The organism is Thermoflexibacter ruber (assembly GCF_900113045.1).
GTDB lineage: Bacteria > Bacteroidota > Bacteroidia > Cytophagales > Thermoflexibacteraceae > Thermoflexibacter > Thermoflexibacter ruber.
Genome location: NZ_FONY01000018.1, coordinates 1 through 24719 on the forward strand (window position 1 = coordinate 1; position 24719 = coordinate 24719).

The 24719-nt window shown below is 37.7% G+C and carries 21 protein-coding genes; 8 read left to right on the forward strand and 13 right to left on the reverse strand.

Going from position 1 to position 24719, the window contains the following annotated elements:
• Positions 1-319 (forward strand): hypothetical protein (locus tag BM141_RS22935; protein WP_394331679.1); only part of this gene is annotated, 319 nt, incomplete at its 5' end.
• A gap of 28 nt (positions 320-347) precedes the next feature.
• Positions 348-2018 (forward strand): amino acid permease, encoded by a 1671-nt coding sequence (locus BM141_RS10855; RefSeq protein WP_091545085.1) that lies wholly within the window; start codon positions 348-350, stop codon positions 2016-2018.
• A 26-nt stretch (positions 2019-2044) separates the two neighbouring features.
• On the opposite strand, the gene miaB is transcribed toward BM141_RS10855, so the two are convergent.
• From miaB to BM141_RS10880, 4 genes are all read right to left on the reverse strand, one after another.
• A complete protein-coding gene (gene miaB, locus BM141_RS10860) occupies positions 2045-3541 on the reverse strand; it encodes a tRNA (N6-isopentenyl adenosine(37)-C2)-methylthiotransferase MiaB (RefSeq protein WP_245764043.1) in 1497 nt (498 codons plus the stop codon).
• A 120-nt stretch (positions 3542-3661) separates the two neighbouring features.
• Entirely contained in the window at positions 3662-4270 is a 609-nt protein-coding gene (locus tag BM141_RS10865) for a metallophosphoesterase (RefSeq protein WP_091545089.1), read from the reverse strand.
• A 356-nt stretch (positions 4271-4626) separates the two neighbouring features.
• Positions 4627-6720, reverse strand: a complete 2094-nt coding sequence (locus BM141_RS10875; RefSeq protein WP_091545093.1) for an OmpA family protein — start codon at positions 6718-6720, stop codon at positions 4627-4629.
• Between the two features lie 196 nt (positions 6721-6916).
• Complete coding sequence (locus BM141_RS10880) at positions 6917-7900, reverse strand: M23 family metallopeptidase (protein WP_091545095.1); 984 nt, start codon at positions 7898-7900, stop codon at positions 6917-6919.
• Positions 7901-8318: 418 nt separating this feature from the next.
• On the opposite strand from BM141_RS10880, the gene BM141_RS10885 reads away from it, so the two are divergent.
• Entirely contained in the window at positions 8319-8666 is a 348-nt protein-coding gene (locus BM141_RS10885; RefSeq protein WP_091545097.1) for a 4Fe-4S dicluster domain-containing protein, read from the forward strand.
• Positions 8667-8764: 98 nt separating this feature from the next.
• On the forward strand, positions 8765-10723 hold the full coding sequence (locus BM141_RS10890; RefSeq protein ID WP_091545100.1) for an ATP-binding protein: 1959 nt from the start codon (positions 8765-8767) through the stop codon (positions 10721-10723).
• A gap of 18 nt (positions 10724-10741) precedes the next feature.
• On the opposite strand, the gene BM141_RS10895 is transcribed toward BM141_RS10890, so the two are convergent.
• A complete protein-coding gene (locus BM141_RS10895) occupies positions 10742-11812 on the reverse strand; it encodes a hypothetical protein (protein WP_143090892.1) in 1071 nt (356 codons plus the stop codon).
• A gap of 202 nt (positions 11813-12014) precedes the next feature.
• On the reverse strand, positions 12015-12806 hold the full coding sequence (locus BM141_RS10900; protein WP_091545106.1) for a metal ABC transporter ATP-binding protein: 792 nt from the start codon (positions 12804-12806) through the stop codon (positions 12015-12017).
• A gap of 71 nt (positions 12807-12877) precedes the next feature.
• Here BM141_RS10900 and BM141_RS10905 point away from each other — a divergent pair, with 71 nt between their 5' ends.
• Entirely contained in the window at positions 12878-13420 is a 543-nt protein-coding gene (locus BM141_RS10905) for an RNA methyltransferase (protein ID WP_091545108.1), read from the forward strand.
• Here the strand turns inward: BM141_RS10905 and BM141_RS10910 are convergent.
• The 3 genes from BM141_RS10910 to BM141_RS10920 are packed head-to-tail and all read right to left on the reverse strand — an operon-like array spanning position 13390 to position 15452.
• The gene (locus BM141_RS10910) at positions 13390-13941 is read right to left on the reverse strand and encodes a hypothetical protein (protein WP_091545111.1); all 552 of its coding nucleotides are present in this window, start codon (positions 13939-13941) and stop codon (positions 13390-13392) included. The two genes, BM141_RS10905 and BM141_RS10910, sit on opposite strands and share 31 nt — an antisense overlap.
• 12 nt (positions 13942-13953) lie before the next feature.
• On the reverse strand, positions 13954-14715 hold the full coding sequence (locus tag BM141_RS10915) for a sulfite exporter TauE/SafE family protein (protein ID WP_091545113.1): 762 nt from the start codon (positions 14713-14715) through the stop codon (positions 13954-13956).
• Positions 14716-14738: 23 nt separating this feature from the next.
• Entirely contained in the window at positions 14739-15452 is a 714-nt protein-coding gene (locus BM141_RS10920; RefSeq protein ID WP_091545115.1) for a hypothetical protein, read from the reverse strand.
• A 213-nt stretch (positions 15453-15665) separates the two neighbouring features.
• Here BM141_RS10920 and BM141_RS10925 point away from each other — a divergent pair, with 213 nt between their 5' ends.
• From BM141_RS10925 to BM141_RS10935, 3 genes are all read left to right on the forward strand, one after another.
• Positions 15666-17786 (forward strand): peptidylprolyl isomerase, encoded by a 2121-nt coding sequence (locus BM141_RS10925; protein ID WP_091545117.1) that lies wholly within the window; start codon positions 15666-15668, stop codon positions 17784-17786.
• Positions 17787-18395: 609 nt separating this feature from the next.
• Positions 18396-19583 (forward strand): porin, encoded by a 1188-nt coding sequence (locus BM141_RS10930; RefSeq protein WP_091545120.1) that lies wholly within the window; start codon positions 18396-18398, stop codon positions 19581-19583.
• A 67-nt stretch (positions 19584-19650) separates the two neighbouring features.
• Complete coding sequence (locus BM141_RS10935) at positions 19651-20952, forward strand: ammonium transporter (RefSeq protein ID WP_091545122.1); 1302 nt, start codon at positions 19651-19653, stop codon at positions 20950-20952.
• 200 nt (positions 20953-21152) lie between these two features.
• On the opposite strand, the gene thrC is transcribed toward BM141_RS10935, so the two are convergent.
• From thrC to BM141_RS10955, 4 genes are all read right to left on the reverse strand, one after another.
• On the reverse strand, positions 21153-22451 hold the full coding sequence (gene thrC / locus BM141_RS10940) for a threonine synthase (protein ID WP_091545125.1): 1299 nt from the start codon (positions 22449-22451) through the stop codon (positions 21153-21155).
• Between the two features lie 25 nt (positions 22452-22476).
• On the reverse strand, positions 22477-23385 hold the full coding sequence (locus BM141_RS10945) for a PfkB family carbohydrate kinase (protein WP_091545127.1): 909 nt from the start codon (positions 23383-23385) through the stop codon (positions 22477-22479).
• A 54-nt stretch (positions 23386-23439) separates the two neighbouring features.
• Positions 23440-23937 (reverse strand): hypothetical protein, encoded by a 498-nt coding sequence (locus tag BM141_RS10950; RefSeq protein ID WP_143090893.1) that lies wholly within the window; start codon positions 23935-23937, stop codon positions 23440-23442.
• A 184-nt stretch (positions 23938-24121) separates the two neighbouring features.
• Positions 24122-24613, reverse strand: coding sequence for a hypothetical protein (locus BM141_RS10955; RefSeq protein WP_091545131.1), 492 nt, complete (start codon positions 24611-24613; stop codon positions 24122-24124).
• Positions 24614-24719 lie beyond the last annotated feature (106 nt).

Consider the following 24719-nt stretch of genomic DNA (forward strand, 5'->3'; position numbering starts at 1 on the left):
AGCTATTGGCGATAAAGGGTATGTAGGGTTGGGAAAAAGGCTTGAGAATACACTTGATTATGAGCTAATTATACAAAATAGAGCAAACCAAGTAGCTAATACTGCTACTGAAAAAGCATTTCTTGGTATTTTTCGTAAAACCATTGAAACAGTAAACTCAATACTGACAGAGCAGTTTAACATACAATATACACGTGCAAAGAGTGCTTGGGGACTAACAAATAGAATTATCGCAAAAATAACATCCCTAACTTTTGCTATTTATTTAAACTTTATAACTCAACAACCTATCTTAGATATAAAAAACTTTATATTTTAACTAGCACAATTGGTTAAAAAATAATACGGTGGATATAAAGTCATTATTTCGCAAAAAATCTGTTGAACACCTATTAGCTGATGCCGAGCATGGGCATCACAGCAGTTTAGTGAAAAGTTTTACTGTTACTGACCTTACTTTGTTTGGTATAGCTGCTATCATAGGAGGGGGGGTATTCTCTACCATTGGGCGAGCCGCTTATGATGGAGGTCCTGCTATTGCCCTTTTGTATTTGGGTTTTGCAGTCGCTTGTGTTTTCTCGGCTTACTGCTATGCCCGCTTTGCCTCTACTGTACCTGTAAGTGGAAGTGCTTACACGTATGCTTATACTTCCTTAGGAGAAATTATTGCTTGGATTTTGGGCTGGAACTTGATTTTAGAATATGCAATTTCCAATGTAGTAGTAGCCATTTCTTGGTCTGACTATTTTACTACTCTTTTAGAGGGATTTGGCATTCATTTCCCTGATTTTCTTACTACAGGCTACTATACTGTTAAAGAGGCTCATGAAGAACTCCTAAACAAAGGTACAGCTACTTCGCCTCAAATTGCAGAACTTTGGAATACTGCTCCTAACTTATGGGGAATTCCTATTATCGTGGACTTACCTGCTTTTTTGATTACTATAGGGCTGACTTATTTGGTGTATGTAGGCATTAGAGAGTCCAAAAATGTCAATAATGTATTGGTTATTTTAAAAATATTGGCGGTGCTTTTGGTAGTTTTGGTAGGTTTATTTTTCATCAAGCCTGAAAATTGGATTCCTTTTGCTCCTAACGGTATTGGTGGGGTTATGGCAGGAGTAGCGGCGGTTAGTTTTGCCTACATAGGTTTTGATTCTATTTCCACTACCGCAGAGGAGTGCAAAAACCCACAAAGAGATATTCCTAAAGCTATGATGTACGCCTTACTGACTTGTACGGTGCTTTACATCGCTACGGTTTTTATTATGACAGGCATGGTTAGCTACCAAGAATTGAGAGTTGGAGACCCTTTGGCGTATATTTTCCAAAAAGTAAATATGAACTTTGTAGCAGGAGTAGTTTCTGTAGGGGCAGTCATTGCTACCACAAGTGCTATGCTTGCTTATCAAATTGGGCAACCGCGTATATGGATGGTCATGAGCAGAGATGGACTTTTGCCAAAAGCCTTTTCTAAAATCCACCCAAAATTCAAGACACCTTCTTTTTCTACTATAGTTACGGGGGCTTTGGTTGGTATTCCCTCCTTAGTGATGGACCAAGCCTATGTTACAGATTTGACGGCAGTAGGGACGCTTTTTGCCTTTGGTTTGGTATGTGCAGGGGTGCTGGTGTTGGACTTGCAAGGCATAGAGTCTAAGTTCAAAGTTCCTTATATCAATGGGAAATATTGGGTAGGCGTTTTGTGGATAGTAATTTTAGGAGTAATTTTTATTTATACAGATACGCTTGCCAACTGGCAAAAAGCCTTCTCTAATGGCGAAGGCATAGGAGATGTAGCTTTAAAAATCCTATTTATTCTTTGTTGGGCGTGGCTATCAGTAGAAAGTTTCCGCAAAAACTTCTCCTTGATTCCCGTATTAGGCTTGCTTACTAACTTTTATCTCATGACCGAACTCGGTACAGAAAATTGGATACGCTTTATTGTGTGGTGCTTAGTAGGTTTTGGAATTTATTTTGGATATAGCTATTCTAAGAGTAAGTTACATGGGAAGTAAGCTAAGTACTTCTTCCCATGTGCTTTCTATACTACCTCTCCCAACAGCGTTGCCGCAGTAAAGTCAGTAACCAATACATCCACGTATTCACCTTTTTGGTGCTTACCTTTGGGAAAAATTACTACTTTATTTTGTGAATTTCTACCTTGCAAGTGTTCCTGAGAACGTTTAGAAAAGCCTTCTATCAAGACTTTATGCACTTGACCGACATCTCTTTGGTTTCTTTGGTAAGAAAGTTTACGCTGTAAATCTACGATTTCCTGTAACCTACGTTTTTTTACTTCCATTGGAATATCGTCTTTGTATTTACGCGCCGCCAATGTACCAGGACGCTCTGAATAGAAGAACATATAGGAAAAATCGTATTGGACGTATTCCATAAGAGAAAGCGTATCTTGGTGTTCTTCCTCAGTTTCAGTGCAAAATCCCGCAATCATATCAGAAGAAATGCCACAGTCCTCGCCCAAAATCCTACGGATAGCATCTATGCGTTCTATGTACCACTCCCTGTCATAAGTGCGATTCATCAGCTCCAGTACACGGCTATTGCCACTTTGCACTGGTAAATGAATGTACTTGCAAATATTTTCATATTTAGCCATAGTGTGTAGCACCTCATCGGTCATATCTTTGGGGTGCGAGGTAGAAAAACGCACTCGTAAATCAGGGCTAATTTGCGCCACCATTTCCAACAAGTTCGCAAATGTTACCGCAGGTTTTCCTTGGGCTATCGCCAAGTCGGTTTCTTTTTTGTTTGCTTCGCCTGCCCACTTGTAGGAGTCCACGTTTTGCCCTAAAAGCGTAACTTCTCTATATCCTTGACTAAATAAGTCTTTCGCTTCCTGCACAATAGATTCAGGGGATCTACTGCGCTCACGCCCACGAGTGAAAGGTACTACGCAGAAAGAACACATATTGTCGCACCCCCGCATGATAGAGATAAAAGCAGAAACTCCGTTGGAATTGAGGCGGATAGGTGCAATATCGGCGTAAGTTTCTTCACGAGAAAGTAAAACGTTCACTGCTTTATCTCCCTCGTCGACTCGCTCTACCAAATTGGGCAAATCGCGGTAAGCATCGGGTCCTACGACTATATCTACAATTTTTTCTTCTTCTAAAAACTTGGTTTTCAAACGCTCAGCCATGCACCCCAGCACCCCAATAATCAATTCTGGTTTTTTCTTTTTCAGGCTATTAAGGTGGTCAAGGCGAAAACGCACGGTCTGCTCCGCCTTTTCTCGAATAGAACAAGTATTCAAAAAGACCAAATCAGCCTCTTCCACATTGGAAGTAGTCCCAAAGCCATGCTTTTGCATCACCGAAGCCACTATCTCACTATCAGAGAAATTCATCTGACAACCATAACTTTCTATATATAATTTTCTCTGCCCTGCCTTGAAGTTATCGGGAAGGATTTTTGTATCGCACACCTCAACTTTCTCGTCTATGATGATGTCTATGTCTGAAATTAAGTCCATTTTATCTTTGTCGTAATTATTTGATTTTGAATAATTAAACTTCATTTGTTTCTTTTATAGTATAGGACTTGCTTTGTGGGTGAGAACACACCGCAAAGGCGACCATCATGTTGCACGTGTATCACGTGCAACATTAAGCTAAAGTCCTACTTCCTATTATATTCCTTATTCATCAATATTTCTTTGTAAAATCAATTCTTTTGTATCCATATTCAAACAGCACAGATTGCCAACTTGCTTGTAATCATATATCTTATGTGGTTTGGAATATACACACCCATTGTCCAAAGGAATAATATTTTTGTTTTCTTTTATAGCAATTTCTATCTCACTCAAATAGATGACTTGATGTCCATGAATTACTTTTTTGCCTTTTAGTTTTTCTTCATCATACTCAAATCTTCTTGTTTCTAACATAGCAAGAGTATCTGAAAACGTATCTTCTATGTTGGTATTAAAGCCTGCATGAACCAGCCAAAAATCTTCTAACTCTATGAAATAAGGTAAATTTAGTACAAAATCGATGTATTTAGTTTTTAACTTTCCTTCCTCATCAAGCAGATTTGCACTTTTATTAATGCGTTCTACAAACTTTTGAAACAACTTAGGTTCGTAGTTTTTATGTGCATCAATGAGATTTTCTTCGTGATTTCCTCTTAAAGTATAAACATCATAGTCTTGTTCTTTTAAATTCATGATAAAGTCAATCACTCCTGCACTATCTACACCTCTGTCTATATAATCTCCTAAAAAAGTAGATTTTATCTTGTTTATTTAATCCAATTTTATCTACTAATGCTTTTAATGTCTTTGAACAACCATGAATATCTGAAACAACGAATCTGCTCATAAATTTCATATTTAACGCCTAACGGAGTTGTGATTTTTTGTTTTACTCTTTTTTCTACTAATATAGAAGCCCTAACAGGATAAAATATATTTTTAAACTCATTATGTGCCGTTAGGCACTTTATATTGGTAGCACTATGAAACACCGCACCTACCCCAACTCTGTGGGGAGTTGAATATCTAATCATCTACAAGGGAAACCAAGTTTTTTATTCCGCAAAATTACAAAAAAAATTTCTGACCTAACGAAGTATAAGAGGCTTAAATGTAACAACTTCTCTTTATTCCAATATCCGCAACTCCACTCTGCGGTTGCGTTTTTTACTTTCTTCATCTCTGCTGCGGGTCAGGGGTTGGCTTTCTCCTAATGCCAAAGTGCTAATTCTTTGTGGTTCAACACCTTTGCTTATCAAGTAGGACTTGATGAAATCAACCCTATCTTGGGAAAGTTTCAAGTTATTCTGAGGTTTGCCCTCTATGTCTGTATGTCCTTCTAAGCGAATTTTCATGCTGGGGTTTTCTTTTAGCGTTCGCAACAAGCGTTCTAATTCAGGGTAAGACTGAGCAAGTAAAGTAGCTGAACTTTGCTCAAAAAATATGTTATTTAGCTTGACTGCTTGCCCTACTTCTATAGGAGTTAAAAATAAATCTTTGGTAAGCTCTTGATAACTATTGATTTCAGAGAGGTCTATGTTTTCACTCATTGGTAAAAAGCCTTTTGCTTTTGCCCAAAAACCATAGCTATTGCTGGCAGGAAGAATAATTTTGTACTCGCCTGTCGTTGGGTTAGCCAGAGCGTAGCCTGCTTCTATGCCTTTTTCTAAAAACTCATAAATGATTTCTGCACTCACAGGCTGATTGGTCTTGGTATTTAAGACTTTCCCAGAGATGAGGACAACAGGGTTAGGTCTAACCTCTTGAGGGAGTTTTGCCCTAAAAATATCTGCACTTCTGTTATTTGAGTTTTGGTAAGAAACGAAATACACGTACTCCCCTTTGGCATCTATGGTACAAGAGGCGTCCCAGTCTTTGGAATTGAGGAAACTACCCATATTGACAGGCTCAGTCCAATTTTGCCAAGTATCATCTAAGCGGCGGCTCATAAAAATATCTGTTTCTCCAAAACCACTAAACCCATTAGAAGAAAAATATAAAGTGCGGTCATCTGCCGCCAAAAAGGGAGTTAGCTCTATGCCCGCAGTATTGATGATGCTTCCCAAGTTTTTAGGACTTGTCCATGAGCCATTGGGCTTGGCAAAACTTACGTACAAATCTCTTTCTCCATAGCTGTCTTCTCGTTGGATAGCTAAAAGCAATGATTTTCTGTTATTTGCTAAGAAAAACTCTGCATATTTATTTAGGTTGTAATACTCGTCAATATTGACCGGCTCTGGGAAAGTCCATTCGTCTAAAGTGTTGATTCTATGACTAATAGAAATACCTCCAATTGATTTTCCTCCTTTAATGTATCTATTTGCCACTAAGAGTGTATTGCCGTCAGGAGTTACCGTACAAACATAATTATGACTATCGTTATTAAGTGGCTCTGGCAGGTGCTTGGCTCTGCTCCAAGTGCCATCAGGGGTCAATGTGGCGTACCAAATATCGTCATTGGGAAATATTTTTCCGCTATTATCTCTTTTGCTTGGTATGTTATCCTTGTGATTTTTGCGGTCTATGTAAAGAGTGCGTCCATCAGAGGAAATAACAGGCATGATTTCATCAAACTCTGAGTTGATGCTATCGCCTAAATGCTCTATATTTTTTTCACTGCTTTCGCAAGCCAAATTGATGCTTGCTTGAATCGGAACAGGTGAGGCTGAGATACCAATAGCGTCTATGTGATTCCAGCCTTTTACATCGGTGATATTTAGCACTACTTTCACTGCACAAACATTATAGGCGGTCAATGGGAAAAAAATATGAAACATGCGTCCTAAAGAATCTCTTGCTTTAGTGTCCATGTTTTCATAGATAAGATACTCCTTATTTTTTTCATCATACAGGTACACATGGGAAACTGCCCCTGCATTAAAACTTTCCCCAATACCTACTTGCCTGATTTGCATAGGACTGCTAAACCCTACTTTTATCCACTCATTTGCTCTTGCATTTTCATTGGCGGGCGACCAAGCACAAGGACTGCTCCCCATAGCTGGCAGCTTATTGGGCTTGCCTAAAATCTGAATTGCTCTGTATTGAGGAGAGGGAGGGTCAGTAAAATACTCAGAAGAAACCTCTATTACCTTTGATGCCCACTGTACCTCTTCTTTTTGTGCAAAAGATTTTTGTTTGATAATCAAACAACTATACAAAAAAATAAATACAAAAACTAAGGAATAACAACTAATTTTTTGCCGTAAAATGTCTATCATGCCGTATTAGGATTCGTGAATTGGGTAAGTTTCTATCTCAAAGTTTTGAAACTTACTTTTAACAAAAAAATAATCTAAAATTATTCCAAATTTTTAGAGGTGCATTTTTAATACAAAAAAAGCGACACAAAACTGTATCGCTCTACTGAACTTTAATATATGAAATTGTAAGTAAGGTTTTTAAAATTAAAACTACTTAGTAACCTCCTCCCATAGACTGACGGTCTTGTTTAGCTATTTCTAATAGTTTTTCGTACTGAGCAGGCGTTAAGTCATTAAAGAAATAGTTTACAGGGTCGACCTTGTTGCCGTTGTGCATTACTTCGTAGTGTAAGTGAGGCGAAACAGACACTCCACTGCTACCTACTGCACCTATTTTTTGCCCTCTTTTTACTTTCTGTCCCTTTTTTACGCTAAAAGCAGAAAGGTGTGCGTACTTAGTAATGTATCCAAACCCATGGTCTATCTCCACCTGATTGCCGTAACCACCTACCGACTCGGCGGAAATTACCACCCCATCACCCGTAGCATAGACGGGCGTACCATGAGGAGCAGTAAAATCACAACCTGTGTGCATTTTTAACACTTTATAAATAGGGTGCATACGCATTCCAAATCCAGAGGCAAATAAGGTAAGGTCTTGATTAGAGATTGGTTGGATAGCAGGAATAGAGGCGAGCATTTGAGCTTTTTCTTTGGCTTTTTCAAACAACTCATCGTAAGATTTTGTTTGAATATACATTTGCTTTTTTAGCTTATCTAAACGTTGTACAGTGCTTATTATCAGCTCTTCGCGTTTAAGTTTTTCATCTAACAAATCTCTGTACTTTTCTGTACCTCCTGTACCTGCGTTCCTGATTTCTAATGGAATAGGCTCTGCCTCAAAAACTACTCTGTAAACTTTGTCGTCTCTTTCTTGTAAGGTTTTGAGCATATCAGCTACACCAGCGATTTCTTTATTGAGAATGTTGTATTTTAAGAGCAACTGTTGGTTTTCTTTGGCTAATTCGGCTTCTTTTTCAGAAGGGAAGTAGTTGATATATAGAGAAACAAGTCCTAAAGAAATCACCAAAGAAAAAATCATGAAACCTGCAAAGTTGATAATAATGTCGGTAGTGGAAGTCTTAACAGGTTCAAACTTGCAAGTCTCAGTGTCGTAATAGTATTTAATCCTTGCCATAAAATATGGATTAGTTTATTAATATGGTTTATCAATCAGTAAGATGACTATGCAAATCGAAAAATTGCGTTGCAAGTAAAGAAAAAAAAACGCTTTTCCAAAAAAATTACCTCTTTTTTGTCTTTTTAAAAGCTAAAAATATAAATATACCCATAAAAAATTGAACTTTTTATCTTTCATGCAAATCTAAATAAGCGTAGGACTAATTGATATTTGTTAGAATAGGGTAGATAGATAATTTGACAACTCCAAAAATAGTTATCAAATAATCAATATATCATTCGTATCTGAACATTCAAGTATGTAATTTTGTTAATTCAAAAGTTATATGATGGTTTTATACCTAATGGCTAATAAACAAAAGTAATTTTTTAATCAGGTTTGAAAAACTAAAATATAAAAATTCAAAGGAATTATCATGGCAATAATGATTACTGAAGAGTGCATCAACTGTGGTGCATGTGAACCAGAGTGTCCCAACACAGCTATATACGAAGGGGGAGTAGAATGGACTTGGGCAGGAGGAACAAAGTTGAAAACCATAGAGTTAGAAGATGGCACCACGATAGACGGCAACAAAGCGATGCCTCCTTTTTCAGACGAATTTTATTACATAGTGAGCGATAAATGTACTGAATGTATTGGTTTTCACGAAGAACCTCAGTGTGCAGCGGTATGCCCTGTGGACTGTTGCGTGCCAGACCCAGAGGTGGAGGAAACAGAAGAAGAACTTCTTGCTAAGAAAGCATGGCTTCATGCTGAGTAGCTTACTTAATATGAGGGAAAGCTTTGTGTCTGTGATATTGACGAGAAATTTGAATAGGAAGTGGCTAATTTGATAAGCTAATCTAACCAACTGGATTCATGCGTTATTCCTTTGTCTTGCTTTTATTTTTTTTTCTCTCGTTTTCTTTGGTCTTTGCTCAAAGAACAAAGATTGATAGCTTGCATAATCAAATCCGCAACTATCCTGCACAAGATTCTGTCAAAGTAGATATGTTGATAGATTTGGCATATCGCTATTACCAATCCTATCCCGATTCTACTTTGTTTTTTGCACAAAAGGGCTTGACCTTGGCAGAGCGACTCAAATATAAAAAGGGTATTGGCAGGGCATACAATAGGATAGCTATTGCTTATTCAGTCAAAGGAAAATATGCGGAAGGATTGACTTTTTATTTTAATTCGCTCAAAATAGCCGAGCAGCTTGGCGATGAGGTAGGCACAGCCAGCGCACTCAATAACATAGGATATATACTTAGGCTACAAAAGCAATACAAACAGTCCCTTGATTATACCTTACAAGCACTTGCCATCTCTCAGCGTAATCAGAATATAGGAGCGATGGCGGTCAATCTGACAAACTTAGGATGGCTGTATTCCAATATAGGAGATTACCAAAAGGCGTTGGGATTTGCGGCGAGAGGAATGAAAATGGCTGATGCCATAGAGGATAATTACCATGCGTCTATCAGCAGACACATCGTTGCCAAAGTATATGCGAAGCAAGAAAGATTTGACTTAGCACTTGTGCATTACCAAGAGGGGCTAAAAAAAGCAGAAACAGCCCAAATCAAACAGCAGATTGCTTTTCACCTCTTAGGGATAGGCGAAATCTATTTTATAAAAAAACAACTAAATGAAGCACAACTATATTTAAGAAAAGCCTTAGAAATAGCCCAAGAAGTTAAATCTCCTGAAATTGTCCAAGAAGCAAGTTTAGCATTGGTCAATTTGCATAGAAGCAAAGGGGAGTATATCAAGGCTTTTGAATATAATGACATCTTTAACATTGCTAAAGACAGTATTTTTACTTTAGAGCAGCAAACTCAGATAAATAGGTTACAATATGAATTTGAGGTGGAAAAAAATAGGAGAGAAATCGCTTTATTAGAAAAAGACAATGAATATCAAAAAGCAAAAAAAGAACTATTTTTAAATTGGCTGTATGCGGCTTTGGGCTTAGTATTTTTAGTTTCTATTTTGACATTTAGCCTTTACAGGAGCAGGCAAAAACTATGGCAGGCAAACCGACTGTTGGCTTTTCAAAAAACAGAGTTAGAGCAGAAAAACGCAGAAATAGACGAGCAGAATAGGTCTATTTCTCTCCAATCTGCACAACTCCAAGAAATGAATAAGTTTAAAGATAAGCTTTTTTCTATTATTGCCCATGATTTAAGAAATCCAGTGGTGGCTCTCAAAAATACCATTGACATTTTAGAACCTGAGATACTACATGCCTCAGAACTGACCTTTATTAAGACCGAATTGTTAAAGCAGTTCAATAGCATGGACTTCACGCTGACTAATCTATTGGAATGGGCGCGTAGCCAAATGAAAGGAGAAACTTATCTCAAAGAAAATCTCAACCTTCACGAAATAGTAGAAAATACCATTAAGTTATTGTTGCCACTTGCTCGGTTAAAAGAAATTGCGATTTGTAATCAAATACCTGTCTCGACCATTGTTCATGCAGACTTAAACCATGTTCGCTTTATTATTCGCAACCTTCTCAATAATGCGATAAAGTTTACTGATAAACAAGGAAGTATCACGATTGCTGTAGATAAAAAAGACAAACAATGCGTCATTGCAGTCAAAGATACAGGAATAGGTATGAGTAAGGAAGAGCAAAACAAGTTGTTTGCTATGAGTACAAACATAAGCACACAGGGAACAGAAGGAGAAAAGGGAACGGGCTTAGGATTGATTCTTTGTAAAGAATTTGTAGAAAAGAATAACGGCAAAATTTGGGTAGAAAGCGAAAAAGGGCAAGGAAGTACTTTTTATTTTACCTTACCTGAAGTTGAGCTAAGCAAATAAGTACTTTTAGAAAAATACTTAATCAAACTTTTCTGCTACCATTTCATAAAATTCTTTTACTTCATCTTTTTCCAAGTCCCAGCTATATTTTCGGAAATAGCGGTCTTTGATGAACATAATAGCTTCGTGGTAATTGGGGCATCTGTCTATCATTTCTAAGGCTTCCTCGAACTCTCCTATATTACCATTGAAAAGCACTCTGGTAAAACCACTTCTCTTTTCAAAAGGAATAATCTCTTTAATGCTTTGATGCTTAGATTTTTCCATGATGCTCCGAGCAAGCTCAGGATTGCTTAGTGGAGAGAATTTTTCTTCTACTATGGGTTTTTCCTCTGCAATAGGTCGCGAGTAAGAGGATGTTACATTTGACTTACTTTCTTCTTTAAAATTCAGGTCAAATTTAAGTGGAGAAATATCAAAAGTCGTTTCCTCTAAATTATTGGCAAAAAATGGGTTTTCTTGCTCACTGACAAATAGTTGGCTGTAGTTTAAAGGAATCACCTTGTCAAAGGTTTGCAAAATCAATTCCTTGTTGTCTAACATAGATTTTTGATTGAGCAATATCGCCACTAAAGCAATAGCCCTATCCGTTTTTACTATACTTCCTTCTCTTTCCAATTGGGCTAAAATGTGGTCAAATAGGGTACGGTGTACTTTGAAATACTTAGCAATTGTTTTTACTTGTAGGGCTACGTCTATCTGCTTGCCCATAGCAGAAAATTCTTTGGTGTAATAGTCAAGTGGTGAAATAGTAAGCAAGAGCGTATCTACTACCGCATTTGCCAAAATAGGCTCAAAGGTTTCTCGCTTAATGCTAATGTAACGAGAAAGTACATTCATTAGAGCGGTCATAGCTTGCATCACCTCTGGGGCAGAGTAGTCAAAATAAGGACTTCGGATATTGTTTGCCTCTTCCTGCCATTTGATATAAATGGTCTTGATAACAAAGAGGTTTATCTGACGATTTTCACATAGTTCTACAATCTGCTTGCCGTTGATAGCGGCATTGAGCCTGAAAAACTTATCACATATCACTCTGGCAAACCTTCGTGAATAATCATTAATCTCGGAAATATTGACTTTTCGCATGACCTTTCTATTTTGATACGTTCTATTAGTTTGACTTTATAAAGCCTTGAAAATACGTGAGTTAAATGCAATTCTAAGTACTTTTGTAAGTGAAAATTTGGAGGAGGTACTGATATAACGAAAAATTCCCAACAAATTATTTGATAAATCTAATCATTTCTAAGAAAAATAAAAAAAATCGTACCAATTTCTTTATTTTTCATTATTTTCTTTCTCTATTTGGATAGTTGCCTTTACGCACCAAGTCGCTCACCTCTGCCAAAATATTGAGCTTGCCACCATAAGTTTCTTGCAAGAGAGCTGTAGTAAAAACATCTTCCGTTTTTCCACTCGCTACTAACCTCATGTTCAGCAAAATAATCCAGTCAAAGTACTCTATCGCAGACTGCAAGTCGTGGTGAACTACGATGACGGTCTTGTTTTGGGAGCGCATTTCCCTAAGTAAGTCCACAATAGCACTTTCTGTAGCCGCATCTACCCCTGTAAAAGGCTCGTCCATGAAGTACAAATCTGCTTTCTGTGCCAAAGCCCTTGCTAAGAAAACCCTTTGTTGTTGTCCGCCTGAGAGTTGTGCAATTTGTCGGTCTTTAAAACCTTCCATGCCTACCTTCCGCAAGCAGTCCAAAGCTATCTCTCTATCTGACTGCCTTATATTGCGGAAAAGCCCTAATTTGGCATACCTTCCCATGAGAACTACGTCTAAGACTGAAGCAGGAAAATCCCAATCAACGCTTTCTCGCTGAGGAACATAGCTTACTCTCTCCCTAACTTCGTTCAAAGATTTGTCAAAGAGTTTGACGTAGCCACTACTGAGGGGAATCAGTCCCATGATGCTTTTGATGAGGGTGGACTTGCCCGCCCCATTAGGACCGATAATACCGACCAAAGAACCTTGGGGAATACTCAAATCTACGTCCCAAAGCACAGGCTTGCGATTGTAGCTTACTGTCAAATCGTGAACTTCTAAAACAGGGTTACTGACTTGGACTATCATTTTGTTGATGTTTTTTTACAAATATAGTATTTTGGCTAAATTGGCGGCCCAAAAAATTAAATAAAACTCCTATGCGAAAACTTACGATGGACGAGCTGAATCGGATTTCTGCCGAGCAGTTCAAGGAAGAAGCCAACGAAAACTTAGTGCTTGTATTAGACAGTATCCGAAGCATGAACAATGTAGGTTCTGTTTTTCGTACTGCCGATGCCTTTAAAGTTGGGAAAATCTATCTTTGTGGTATCACTGCCGTCCCCCCGCATAGAGAGATTCATAAAACTGCCTTAGGAGCAACTGAGTCAGTGAGTTGGGAGTATGTAAAACAAGTCAGTGAAGCTATTTTATCGCTCAAAAATCAAGGCTACCAAATCGTAGCCGTAGAGCAAACTAACCAAAGCACTTATTTGCAAGATTTTCAGCCTAAGAAAGATGAAAAGTACACTTTTATTTTTGGAAATGAGGCATTTGGCGTAAGCGATGAGATATTGCCTCTATGCGATATTGGCTTAGAAATACCCCAATTTGGCACAAAACACTCTTTTAACATTGTGGTCAGTTTGGGCATTGTACTCTGGCATTACGCTTACTTAACGGCATTTACCAACCTCAAATAATCCAACATGGTTTTGCGAAATACCTCTCTTTCGTCTTCTATGTGCATGAACTCTTGCCATTTTCTGCCTACCTTGATTTGAAAATAGTGATTTTCTTGGAGACTATGGTACAATTTTACAGCAAAATAATAGTGCGTTTCCATGTCCCCAAAGTCAAAAAAGTAAGTTCCTTGCGCTTGATTGTTAGGGTCTTGCCATTGGACTTCTAAGCGGATTTCATTCGCTATCAGTTCATTAGGCTCTAACATAATGTAAGCCTTATCATTTCGCCAATGATGCACAATCGCCAAGTTGATAACAGGGTGGTCTTGGGCTGCTATTCTATCTTTGTTTCGGTAAATGTCTGCTTTGGCTTTGGTATTTTCTTGTTTTTCGTAGTAAAGCCCTCTCACGTTTTTAAAGAAAAGCACTGAACTTTCCGTAGTTTCAAAGGAAAAATCCCCCTCTTTTACTTTTTTATGCTTGTCGACATTGCAAGCAAACAGCAGGATTAGTAAAACGTAGAATTTAGACAAAGACATATAGTATTATAGCTATTTCCAGAAAAAGATATGAATAATAGATAAAACAACCACTACAATCAACATTCTGTACGTCCAAAGACTTGCAGAGGGGTGCCTCATCGCAAAATGAGCGGCTGACCATGCGCCTATGCTTTGCCCTATGGATAACAGAATTGCTAACCCCCACTCCACTTGTCCACTCCATATAAAAATAAACAAAGAAGGAATAGTAAATAAAAATACCAAGAAGGTTTTTAAACTGATAGAGTCTTTGATAGAGTATTTTGCCCCTAATACAAAGGCTACGTGCAACAATATTCCTACTCCTGCTTGCAGAAAACCCGCATAAAACCCTACAATAAAAAATATAATGACAGTAAATATCTTGCTATTGGGCTTTCCCTCGTTTTCTACTTTGAGCCAACGCTCTGGCTTTATTAAAATCACAAAAAGCATGACCACCATAATAACTCCTATGGCAGTGTCTATTACCTTTTCACTCACATTTACAGCAAGTTGAGTTCCGATAATCGCCCCTAACACTGAAGGAACAACAAACCAACCAGATGATTGATAATTTAGTTTTCCATTTTTGTAAAATGTAGCTACGGCTACAGTACTCTGGGTTAGCACTCCCAGTCTATTGGTGGCATTGGCATAGTTAGCGGGCAAACCTACAAACATGAGCATAGCCAAGGTAACTAACGAACCACTGCCGGTAAGCGTATTGATAAAACCTGCCAATGCCCCTGCCAAGATAGAAAGAAGATACACATACCACTCGTAGTTCATAAGCAAAATTTATTTAAATAGGTTTATTTTGTAGTCGTAGAGTCTGAGGGAATTTCTTTACGTGAATCTCCTATTAGCTTGATTTTGCCTTCATTCGTAAATTGGTAGCGTTTTTCAGAAAGTATCTGTTTCTTTAAACTCAAAGCGTCTTTCTCTTTACCAAATAGATAGTCAAGCAATAAATGACTTACTACCACAGAGCTATCAGTATCAATTATGGAATAACGCTTCAACTCAGTAGGAGGTAGGGTAGATACAGGTTTGTGGAACAGTATCTCATCTATTTTTTTGCCTTCCTTATCCATAGTAGCCAAGAAAATATAAATATCATCATTGGGGGGGAGGTTATTGCGAGCATACAATACCGCAGAATAATTGGCAGTTTCAAATACTTTACCGACAAAGTAGAATTTGCAACAGGTAGTTGCTGTATGATGCGAAACTGAGTCAGGGTGTTCTTCCTTTGTCAAGCTATCTAAAACAAATACATGCCTAAAAGTAGAATCGATGTGGCGATTCTCGTCCAATAAGGCAGTAAAGGTAGAATAGCTTGAATTGTCAGTGAGCATTTCATAAGGTAGAGTTAAAGGGGCGAAATGCTCATTGAATTTCTTGTATGCACCAAAATTGCTTTGATTGCTGGTTTGCTGACCGCTGCAAGCAGATAAAATACTCAAAACAGCAAATATGAATACAAAGTATAAATTTATTTTTTTTAGGTCTATATGAGTGTTCATGCTTAGCGAATTTTGAATTTAAAAATAGATTTCTTGAAAAAATTTTTAACTACATCAAAATATGATAAGGCAAAAATAAGAGATTCATTGTATTAAAAGAGGCTTTTAAGTAGATTTCTCAAATATTCTTTCTACTTGCGTTAAAAAATCATAAGTTTTATTGACATAAAGAGAATATCTACATAACTTTGCACCCTAAAAAATTTTTAGTGTATGGCAATTATTTCAAAAATCAGAGAAAGAGCAGGGATAGCCGTAGGTGCAATCGCTATTGGCTTAATTTTATTTATCGTAGGGGGGGATTTATTTTCCTCTAACTCTTGGATTATGCAAAGTCTTAACCAACCTACTGTTGGTACTATTGACGGCAATACCATATCTTTTCAAGAGTACAACAATGAACTTAATGATTTGAAAAACAAATATTCACTCCAAGTAGGAAGGGCTTTGAATGAGATAGAGTTAGAATACATCAGACCTGAAGCCTTTAATAACTTAGTGGATAAATTGGTCTTACAAAAAGAATTTGAAAAAATCGGTCTGGTAGTTACCAAAGAAGAACTGCAAGACATGATTCAGGGCAATAACCTGCACCCCGGCTGGGCGCAGAGTTTTACCAATCCACAAACAGGGGAAGTTGATAAAAACATGATTATCAACTTTTTGAAAAATATAGGGCAAGCAAGACCTGAACAGCAAGCACAATTTTATAACTTTGAGCAAGGGCTTACCCCAGAGCGTTTGAAAGAAAAATATCAAAAACTGTTCGACCTTTCTACCTATGTAACTAAAAAAGAGGCAGAAACATACTACAAAGACCAAAATTCCAGGGTAAGCGTAAAGTACGTAGCTATTCCTTTTTATTTAGTACCTGACTCGGTAGTCAAAGTTAATGATGACTTGCTGATAGCTCAATTTAATAAGATAAAAGACAAGTACAAAGATAAAGAAAATAGAGCAATAGAATACGTGCCTTTTTCGTTTAAACCTTCGTCTGCGGACTCTGCTTCTATCAAAAAGAGCCTTGAGGACTTAGTAGCACAGTTTGAAGCAACGACTGACAATGAGTCTTTTGCCAATGCCAACTCTGATGTAAATCAAAATATTGGGTCTTTGAAGCCCTCTGACTTGCCTAAAGATTTAGCCAGTATTTCTTTGGAGGAGGGCAAAGTGTACGGTCCTTTCTTGGATAAAGATAAAGGAGTTTATGCCTTGCATAAGTTTATCGCTACTGAGCAAGATTCCGTTTACTCTGCTAAAGCAAGCCATATCCTGTTCTCTACAAAAGAAAAATCTGACGCAGATAAAGCAGAAATAAAGAAGAAAGCACAAGACGTGTTGAATCAGTTGCAAAAAGGAACAGGAGATTTTGCTACTTTTGCAAGGATATACGGCGAGGATGGCACAAGAGAGAAAGGAGGAGATTTGGGCTGGTTCACTGAAAAGCAGATGGTTGCTCCTTTTGAAAAAGCAGTGATGGACGCAAACAAATTAGGTTTAATTCCTAATCTCGTAGAAACAGAGTTTGGTTATCACATCATAGAAGTTACTGGTTTAAAGAATAAAACCAAATACAAGTTAGCAACTATTGTCAAAGAAATTGCTCCAAGCGATGCTACCAGAGAAAAAGCATATAGAGATGCGTCTAATTTTGCATCGGCAAAGAATATTAAAGAATACGTGGATAAAGTAGCAGAAGCAAAACTTATTAGTTTACAAGCACTTAACATTGCCAAAGATGCTAAGTTCATCAATAACATCAACAGCCCGAAAGTAAGAGAAATTGTACGCTGGGCATATAACGATGCTAAGTTAGGTCAAGTATCACCTATTTTTGAATTAGACGACCAATACATTGTAGCAGTTTTGAGAGGTGCAGTAGATAAAGGAGAGGCGACTTGGGAAGACGTAAAAGACGAGTTAGCCATAGAAGTCCGAAAAGATTTAAAAGCCCAATACATTATGGACAAATTGAAAGCAGTGGCTAACAGCGACCTTACTTCTATTGCCAATGCTTACGGCACTAATGTAAGCGTAACCAATATGTCAGATATAACTATGCAAACCTCAGCATTAAATGGAGTAGGTTATTCTCCTATTGCAATAGGTAGAGCTTTTGGTATGAAAAAAGGAGAGAAAACTCCACTTTTTAGAGATGAAGAAGCTATTATCGCATTAGAAGTAACAGAGGTAAGCGAGGCGGCGGAGATTGCAGATTACAACTCTTACAAAGAGCAAATCGTAGGAAGAAGGACTGCACAGACGCTGGACAGGCTATACAAAGCGGCTAAGAAAATCACTAAGACAGAAAGTGATATTGCTAAGTACTACTAATAGAATACAATAGAGTTCTCACAAAAGTACCTATTTCCCCTCTCAGAAAGAGAGGGCAGGGGTGAGGCGATAAAAAAATACTTTTGCAAGAAGTCTAATATAAAATACACTAAAAATAAGGGAAGAGGGATGGCTTGTAAAGCTACCCCTCTTTTTCTTTTTTTATCGCTTCAATTATAGATAAATACATTTAAGTTTTATCCGTCAGTGATGTGCCTTGCCAATAAGTAGTCCTACCGATTTGCTTCATTTACCCAAATCCCTCCATGCAATAAAATTATACTTTTGGTTATAAAAATACCTTTTTGGCTTCAAATAATTGTGTTTTTATTAATTTTAAGTTGATTTCAAGACTAAAATTTTCAAAAAAATATACTTTTTATTAAAAATAAGCTAAAAAAGTAAGCTAAAAATTTGAAAATTTAAAATTTGTTATTAGCTTTACATTAAGTTTTGGAAAATCAATAGTTTTTTTGAAAAATAGCTATTTATTTTAACCTACTATGTTAGAAAAAATAGCTTTTTAAAATAAAATGGATATTTTTTTGACTACTTGAACCTATTTTATCTAAATCATAACTATTAAACCTTATCTAAAATCTAACGAACATGAGAAAAAACTTCTGTTGCATTTTGACTCTTTGTTTGGTGACTCTATTCGGTTTGTCAGCAAACGCACAGGTGGTAGAGGACTCTACTGCCAGCAAAAAAAGTAAACTTTCGTTTTCAGGCTACATCGATGCCTTCTACTTTGCCAATCTCAACAATCCTCTTTCAAGGAAAAATACGGGCAATGCAGGTGTAGAGCGAGCATTTGACCAACGAGCAGGTCAGTTCCAAGTGGGTTTAGTCCAAACTAAAATGACTTATTCTACGGATAAGTTAGAAGCAGTAGCCGATTTGACTTTTGGTAACAATGCAGACTTAGGAAACTATGGAAACTTGGTAGGACCTTTGGGACCAGGAAGTACAGCTTTGGCTATCAAACAAGCCTACCTCACGTACAAGCCTACTGAAAAATTAAGCTTTACAATGGGACAGTTCAACACACACATAGGCTATGAAGTCATAGAATCTTATGCGAACTACAATTACAGCCTTTCTAACCTATTCAATAACGGTCCCTTTTACCATGTAGGTATCAAAGCAAACTTGGCAGTAAGCGATAGATTTGGCTTGATGCTCGGTGCAGTAAACGGGGTGGACAATCTCTATGATAACAACAAAGCAAAAGGTATCATCGGACAGGTATTTGTTTCTCCTGCTGAGGGGTGGAATGTTTACTTGAACTGGATAGGGAGCAATGAGTCTTCTGCGGGCAAAGACAGCACAGGGTATTTCTCTTTGTTTGACTTGACTACTACCTACCAAGTTACTGAAAAGTTCTTTGTAGGTATGAATGCGGCGTATGGTACTCAAAAAGGTGATTACCAAGGGGCTACACCTTTTTATGACAAACCTCAGTCTTGGGGTGGGGTAGCTTTGTACTCTAATGTGGCGTTCACAGATTTTGCGGGCATAGGTATTAGAGCAGAGTATTTTGACAATACAAGTGGAGTGAGATTTTTGAGAAATAACTTAGCTGATACAGGCACAGATGTATTCTCTTTTACTATTACGCCTAACTTTACTTTGGCTGATGGATTGCTCATGCTCAAGCCAGAGTTGCGAATTGATAGCTTCAAGAAAATAGCAGGGGCAGGGAACGAAGGTTTGCAACAGTTTGAGGACAAAGATGGCAACTTTACTAAAAATTCGCAAACTACTATTGGCATGGCAGCTATTTTCAAGTTCTAACCCAAACAAAAACCAATAAGGAAAACATAATCTATTCATAATCAAACTTAATTTAAAAAAACTCATTATGGAACAAGCAGTATTTACAGTAAACAATGTGTGGATGATGGTGGCTACGGCTTTAGTTTTCATCATGCACCTCGGTTTTGCCGCTTTGGAGTCTGGTCTTACTCGGTCAAAAAACACGACCAACGTCTTATTCAAAAATACTTTAATTCCTGGTATCGGTCTTTTGACTTATGCTTTGGTAGGTTTTAACCTCATGTATCCCGGTTTTGCTTCTGGGACTTCTATGGATTTCTTTGGCTTTTCAGGATTTGGATTGACGCTTCCTGAGGGCGGTGAAACCAATGCTTACAATGCAGGTTATACCTATTGGACGGATTTCCTTTTCCAAGGAATGTTTGCGGCTACTTGTGCCACTATTGTATCTGGGGCAGTGGCAGAAAGAATAAAACTACATAGCTTTATGATTTTTTCAGTGCTTTTTGTAGCTATTACCTATCCTATCATAGGTAGCTGGAAATGGGGCTATGGTTGGTTAAATACTCTTGGCTTCTTAGATTTTGCAGGCTCTACTTTGGTACACTCTGTAGGAGGCTGGGGTGCCTTGGCAGGTATCTTATTGTTAGGTGCAAGGATAGGCAAATATGAAGGCAAGAAAGTAAATCCTATTGCTGGACACAGTATGCCTTTGGCGGTATTGGGAACGTTTATGCTTTGGTTAGGCTGGTTTGGATTTAATGGTGGATCAGTGTTGAGTGCTGACCCTGGAGCAGTATCAAGGGTATTGGTAACTACTTCTTTGGCTGCCGCCGCTGGTGGGTTAGCTGCCGCTTTTACTATTTTGTTCACTACAAAGAAATATGATTTAGGGATGGTGCTAAATGGTATTTTAGCAGGTTTAGTAGGTATTACCGCAGGGGCAGACGTAATGGGGGTTTTAGACGCAGTACTGATTGGTTTGATTTCAGGGGTAATTGTAGTATTTTCTGTATTGGCATTTGACAAGTTGAAAATAGATGACCCAGTAGGAGCACTTTCTGTTCACTTAGTTTGTGGTATCTTTGGAACGCTTGCAGTAGGTATTTTTGGCTCAAAAGCAGGTTTGAACCAATTAATGATTCAAGCACTGGGCGTAGCTGCCTGCGGTGCAGCCGCTTTTGGTACAGCTTTCTTGTTCTTCTTTGTTCTGAAGAAAACCATGGGCATCAGAGTAACACCAGAAGAAGAAATAGAGGGTTTAGACCACCACGAACATGGCATGAGTGCCTATGTATTGCATAACGCAGAGGTTTCAAGCAAAGTAGAGGTAACTGCCCATACAAACGGAGCTGTAACAAAGGAAAAACCTGTAGCAGTTCACTAAAAATTGAATAAATTAACTTCTTATCTTATTAAACCTTATTTATTTGACTAAACGCTATTGGTAATTACCGATAGCGTTTTTTATTATTTGTATTTCATAAAAGTAAACACATAGGCAAATGTAAATTAATCGTACTTATCTCATTTACATTTGCCTATGTGTTCATTAACTAATTGATTATAAGCAAATAAGCTCTGTTGCTATTTCTTCATCAAAAAGGTTTTAAAATCTTCAAAGTTAGCACTCATGGGGATACTCATTTTTTCCTTTTCCAAAAGGTATCTCATGCGCTCAGGAATGGCTACTTCTTCGCCTATTTGTGGACTCACTACTTCAGCAAACTTAACTGGGTGCGCTGTTTCCAAGACAATTCCGTTAATATTTTCACCAAATTCTCCCATATAACTTTTTAAAGCCAAATAGCCTACTGCTCCATGTGGGTCTATGATGTAATTGTATTTTTCTTTGACTTCGCTCATTGCTTGCTTGGTTTGCTCATCGCTAAAAGCATAACCTTTGATTTCATTTCTCATTTTATCTACTTCTTCAAACAAATCTGCCATACGAGCAAAATTACTTGGATTACCCACGTCCATGGCATTAGAAATAGTCTGGATAGAAGGGCGAGGCTGATAAGTTCCTGATGATAAATAGTAGGGAACAATGTCATTCGCATTGGTAGCCGCTACAAATTGGCTGATAGGCAAGCCCATGCGTTTTGCTAATAGCCCTGCGGTCAGGTTGCCAAAGTTGCCACTTGGCACAACAAAAACAGTGGGTTTCTGTTTGTTTTTTATTTGTTTATATGCCTCAAAGTAATAAAAAGCCTGCGGAATAAGGCGCGCAATATTGATAGAGTTAGCGGAAGAAAGTCTTAGCTTTTCGGTTAATTCTTTGTCTAAGAACGCCTGTTTAACAAGAGCTTGGCAGTCGTCAAAAGTGCCGTCTATTTCCAAAGCAGTAATATTATTCCCCAAAGTAGTGAACTGTTTTTCTTGGAAATTGCTTACTTTTCCTTTGGGGTACAAGACAGTTACGTTGATGCCAGGGACATTCAGGAATCCATGTGCTACTGCACTGCCCGTATCTCCCGAAGTTGCTACCAATATCTCCAAAGTATTTTTGTCATCTCTGACAAAATAGCCCATGAGCTGTGCCATGAACCTCGCTCCAAAGTCTTTGAAAGCTAAGGTATTTCCATGGAAAAGCTCTAAAATATGCACATTTTCGCTTAGGCTTACTAAGGGAGCAGGAAAGTTAATTGCTTCGTAAACTATTCTTTCCAAATCCTGAGCAGGTACGTCCTCCCCCAAAAGGTTGGCGGCTACTCTGTAAGCAATTTGCTGAAAACTAAGATTTTCTAAGTTTTTAAAAAAATCATGGGGAAGTGCTGGGATATATTCAGGCATAAAAAGTCCGTTGTCAGCAGGAAGCCCTTTCAATACAGCTTCTCTCAAACTGACGGGAGGTGTTTGTTGTTTAGTGCTATAAAATTTCATGAGTAAAAAAAAAATTTGATTGTTATTACACAGTAACCAATTCCATGAATTGTCTTGCTCTTGCTTCTATTTGTTGATGAGATAGGTTGATGATCCCGTCTGTACCAAACTTTTCCACGCAAAAAGAGCCTAAGGTAGAACCGTAAATCACAGCCCTTTTCATAGCCCCAAAGTTAATGATTTCGGACTTTGCAAGGTAGCCTACAAATCCACCCGCAAAGGTATCGCCCGCACCAGTAGGGTCAAAAACCTCCTCCAAAGGTAAGGCAGGAGCAAAAAATACTTGGTTTTCTCCAAATAACAAAGCACCATGCTCTCCTTTTTTGATAATCAAATATTTAGGACCCATCGCCATGATTTTTTTTGCCGCTTTTACCAAAGAATATTCCCCACTGAGCTGTCTTGCTTCTGCATCGTTGATGGAAAGTACATCGACTAACTTGAGCGTAATCATAAGCTCGTCCCAAGCTACATTCATCCAAAAGTTCATGGTGTCCATGACAATTAGCTGAGGTCGCCTTTCCAAACGCTCCACTACGGTACGCTGGATAGAAGGGGTCAAGTTTCCCAACATCAGTATTTTGCAGTCTTGGTATTTTTTAGGGATAATCGGGTCGAAGTCTGCCAATACGTTTAGTTCTGTAATGAGCGTATCTCTTGAATTGAGGTCTTCGTGGTACTTTCCTGCCCAGAAAAAAGACTTTTCGCCTTGTTTGATTTGCAATCCTTCTGTATTTACGCCATGATTTTCTAAAAGCTCTATGTATGATTTGGGAAAATCTTCTCCTACAACAGCGACAATGTTGATTTTTGGGGTAAAGTAAGAAGCCGCCAAAGAAATATAAGAAGCCGCTCCCCCAATGATTTTATCCGTCTTGCCAAAAGGTGTTTCTATGGCATCAAAAGCTACCGTACCGATTACTAATAAACTCATCTGCTTTTATTATTTTTTGAGTGAATATAGATTTTAGATGTTTGATATTGGATTTTAGTCGTTTTCAGTGCTTGGTATGTGGCTGAACCAAAAGTAGTAAGTAACAAACCAAGCAAGAGAAATGATACTCACTAAGATATACAACCAAGCTGTGGGAATAAAAATAGCTGTTTCATTTTCATCATACACATCTATCATACCGATAATTAGCACCAAATTAAAGCAAACTCCTAAGCCCTTTGTCCATGCTTTGAGGTTCAGATAGAGTTCTTTGCGTAGATAGCTGTCCCCCATCCAAAGATGGCGTTTAGGCACAGGCATCAAAAAAGAAGGAATAAAGCGAAAAGCTCCTCCTAATAAAAGGATTGCCCCATTGATAAATGTAGCTACGGCTACTGCACTGTAAAAATATTGTGATTTTTGCAAAAACCAACTCTCTGCTCCGCTTCCTTGCACTCTCACCAAATTAGGCAGATATACATTGCTGTAAACCAGCACTGTCAAGAAAATAAGCAGAGAAATCACCCAAAAAAAAGTAGCCAACCTTCGCATAGTATAGTATAATTTATGAATAGTCCAATTGTTTATTTGCCTCAAAATCAAATAAATAACCAATATTATATGAATTAGTTTTGCAAAAGTAGAATAAGTTTTGCATACTTAGGTGAGAAAAAGCAAGATTTTAGCAAATAGTGAAGGACTTTGATAGTAAAAGTAGGCAGTGAAAATATCATTTTTATTCTATTTCTAAATTATTTTCCATTACTCTATGTTCTTTTTGAGAAAGTTGGGCATACTTGTAGAAATTGGAAGGTGTAGCTCGATAAAAGGCAAGCACCATCACCGAAGACAAGTACCAGAGAGCATACATCTGATTACCTGTGAGAAAATAGGCTGCTATGGCAAATAAGCCCCCACTTTCAATCAAAGCCCACTGTATGAGCTTGCCCCTAAAATAAGTGGATAATTTTTCCTTTAAACTATCCATAGAAGGAATTTTTTTTGCCGTTAAATCAAATAAAAAAACAGCCAAGCCAAATTCCATGATACACACAAAGGGAACGATATAATTAAAAATACTCACCAATTCCGTTGCGGAGGCTTCTAACTGATTACTTTGGAAAGCCAAATAGGTGACAAGGAAAAATATCAGCCCCCCTGACATAAAACCATAAAATAAAATATTGAGTGCATTAAAAAACTGAGTAGCATTTTTAAAGTTGTCCATTGGGCAAGTATTTTAAGTAATGATGAAATTTTATTAAAAAGCGAAGATAATTAAAAAAATCCAATATTAAGCCAACTATACCCAAAACCTAATTGATTATGTAAAA

Coding starts and splice junctions, on each gene's coding strand:
- miaB (WP_245764043.1), bottom strand. CDS start 3,541: ATGAAGTTTAATTATTCAAAATCAAATAATTACGACAAAGATAAAATG.
- BM141_RS10875 (WP_091545093.1), bottom strand. CDS start 6,720: ATGATAGACATTTTACGGCAAAAAATTAGTTGTTATTCCTTAGTTTTT.
- BM141_RS10880 (WP_091545095.1), bottom strand. CDS start 7,900: ATGGCAAGGATTAAATACTATTACGACACTGAGACTTGCAAGTTTGAA.
- BM141_RS10885 (WP_091545097.1), top strand. CDS start 8,319: ATGGCAATAATGATTACTGAAGAGTGCATCAACTGTGGTGCATGTGAA.
- BM141_RS10890 (WP_091545100.1), top strand. CDS start 8,765: ATGCGTTATTCCTTTGTCTTGCTTTTATTTTTTTTTCTCTCGTTTTCT.
- BM141_RS10895 (WP_143090892.1), bottom strand. CDS start 11,812: ATGCGAAAAGTCAATATTTCCGAGATTAATGATTATTCACGAAGGTTT.
- BM141_RS10900 (WP_091545106.1), bottom strand. CDS start 12,806: ATGATAGTCCAAGTCAGTAACCCTGTTTTAGAAGTTCACGATTTGACA.
- BM141_RS10905 (WP_091545108.1), top strand. CDS start 12,878: ATGCGAAAACTTACGATGGACGAGCTGAATCGGATTTCTGCCGAGCAG.
- BM141_RS10910 (WP_091545111.1), bottom strand. CDS start 13,941: ATGTCTTTGTCTAAATTCTACGTTTTACTAATCCTGCTGTTTGCTTGC.
- BM141_RS10915 (WP_091545113.1), bottom strand. CDS start 14,715: ATGAACTACGAGTGGTATGTGTATCTTCTTTCTATCTTGGCAGGGGCA.
- BM141_RS10920 (WP_091545115.1), bottom strand. CDS start 15,452: ATGAACACTCATATAGACCTAAAAAAAATAAATTTATACTTTGTATTC.
- BM141_RS10925 (WP_091545117.1), top strand. CDS start 15,666: ATGGCAATTATTTCAAAAATCAGAGAAAGAGCAGGGATAGCCGTAGGT.
- BM141_RS10930 (WP_091545120.1), top strand. CDS start 18,396: ATGAGAAAAAACTTCTGTTGCATTTTGACTCTTTGTTTGGTGACTCTA.
- BM141_RS10935 (WP_091545122.1), top strand. CDS start 19,651: ATGGAACAAGCAGTATTTACAGTAAACAATGTGTGGATGATGGTGGCT.
- thrC (WP_091545125.1), bottom strand. CDS start 22,451: ATGAAATTTTATAGCACTAAACAACAAACACCTCCCGTCAGTTTGAGA.
- BM141_RS10945 (WP_091545127.1), bottom strand. CDS start 23,385: ATGAGTTTATTAGTAATCGGTACGGTAGCTTTTGATGCCATAGAAACA.
- BM141_RS10950 (WP_143090893.1), bottom strand. CDS start 23,937: ATGCGAAGGTTGGCTACTTTTTTTTGGGTGATTTCTCTGCTTATTTTC.
- BM141_RS10955 (WP_091545131.1), bottom strand. CDS start 24,613: ATGGACAACTTTAAAAATGCTACTCAGTTTTTTAATGCACTCAATATT.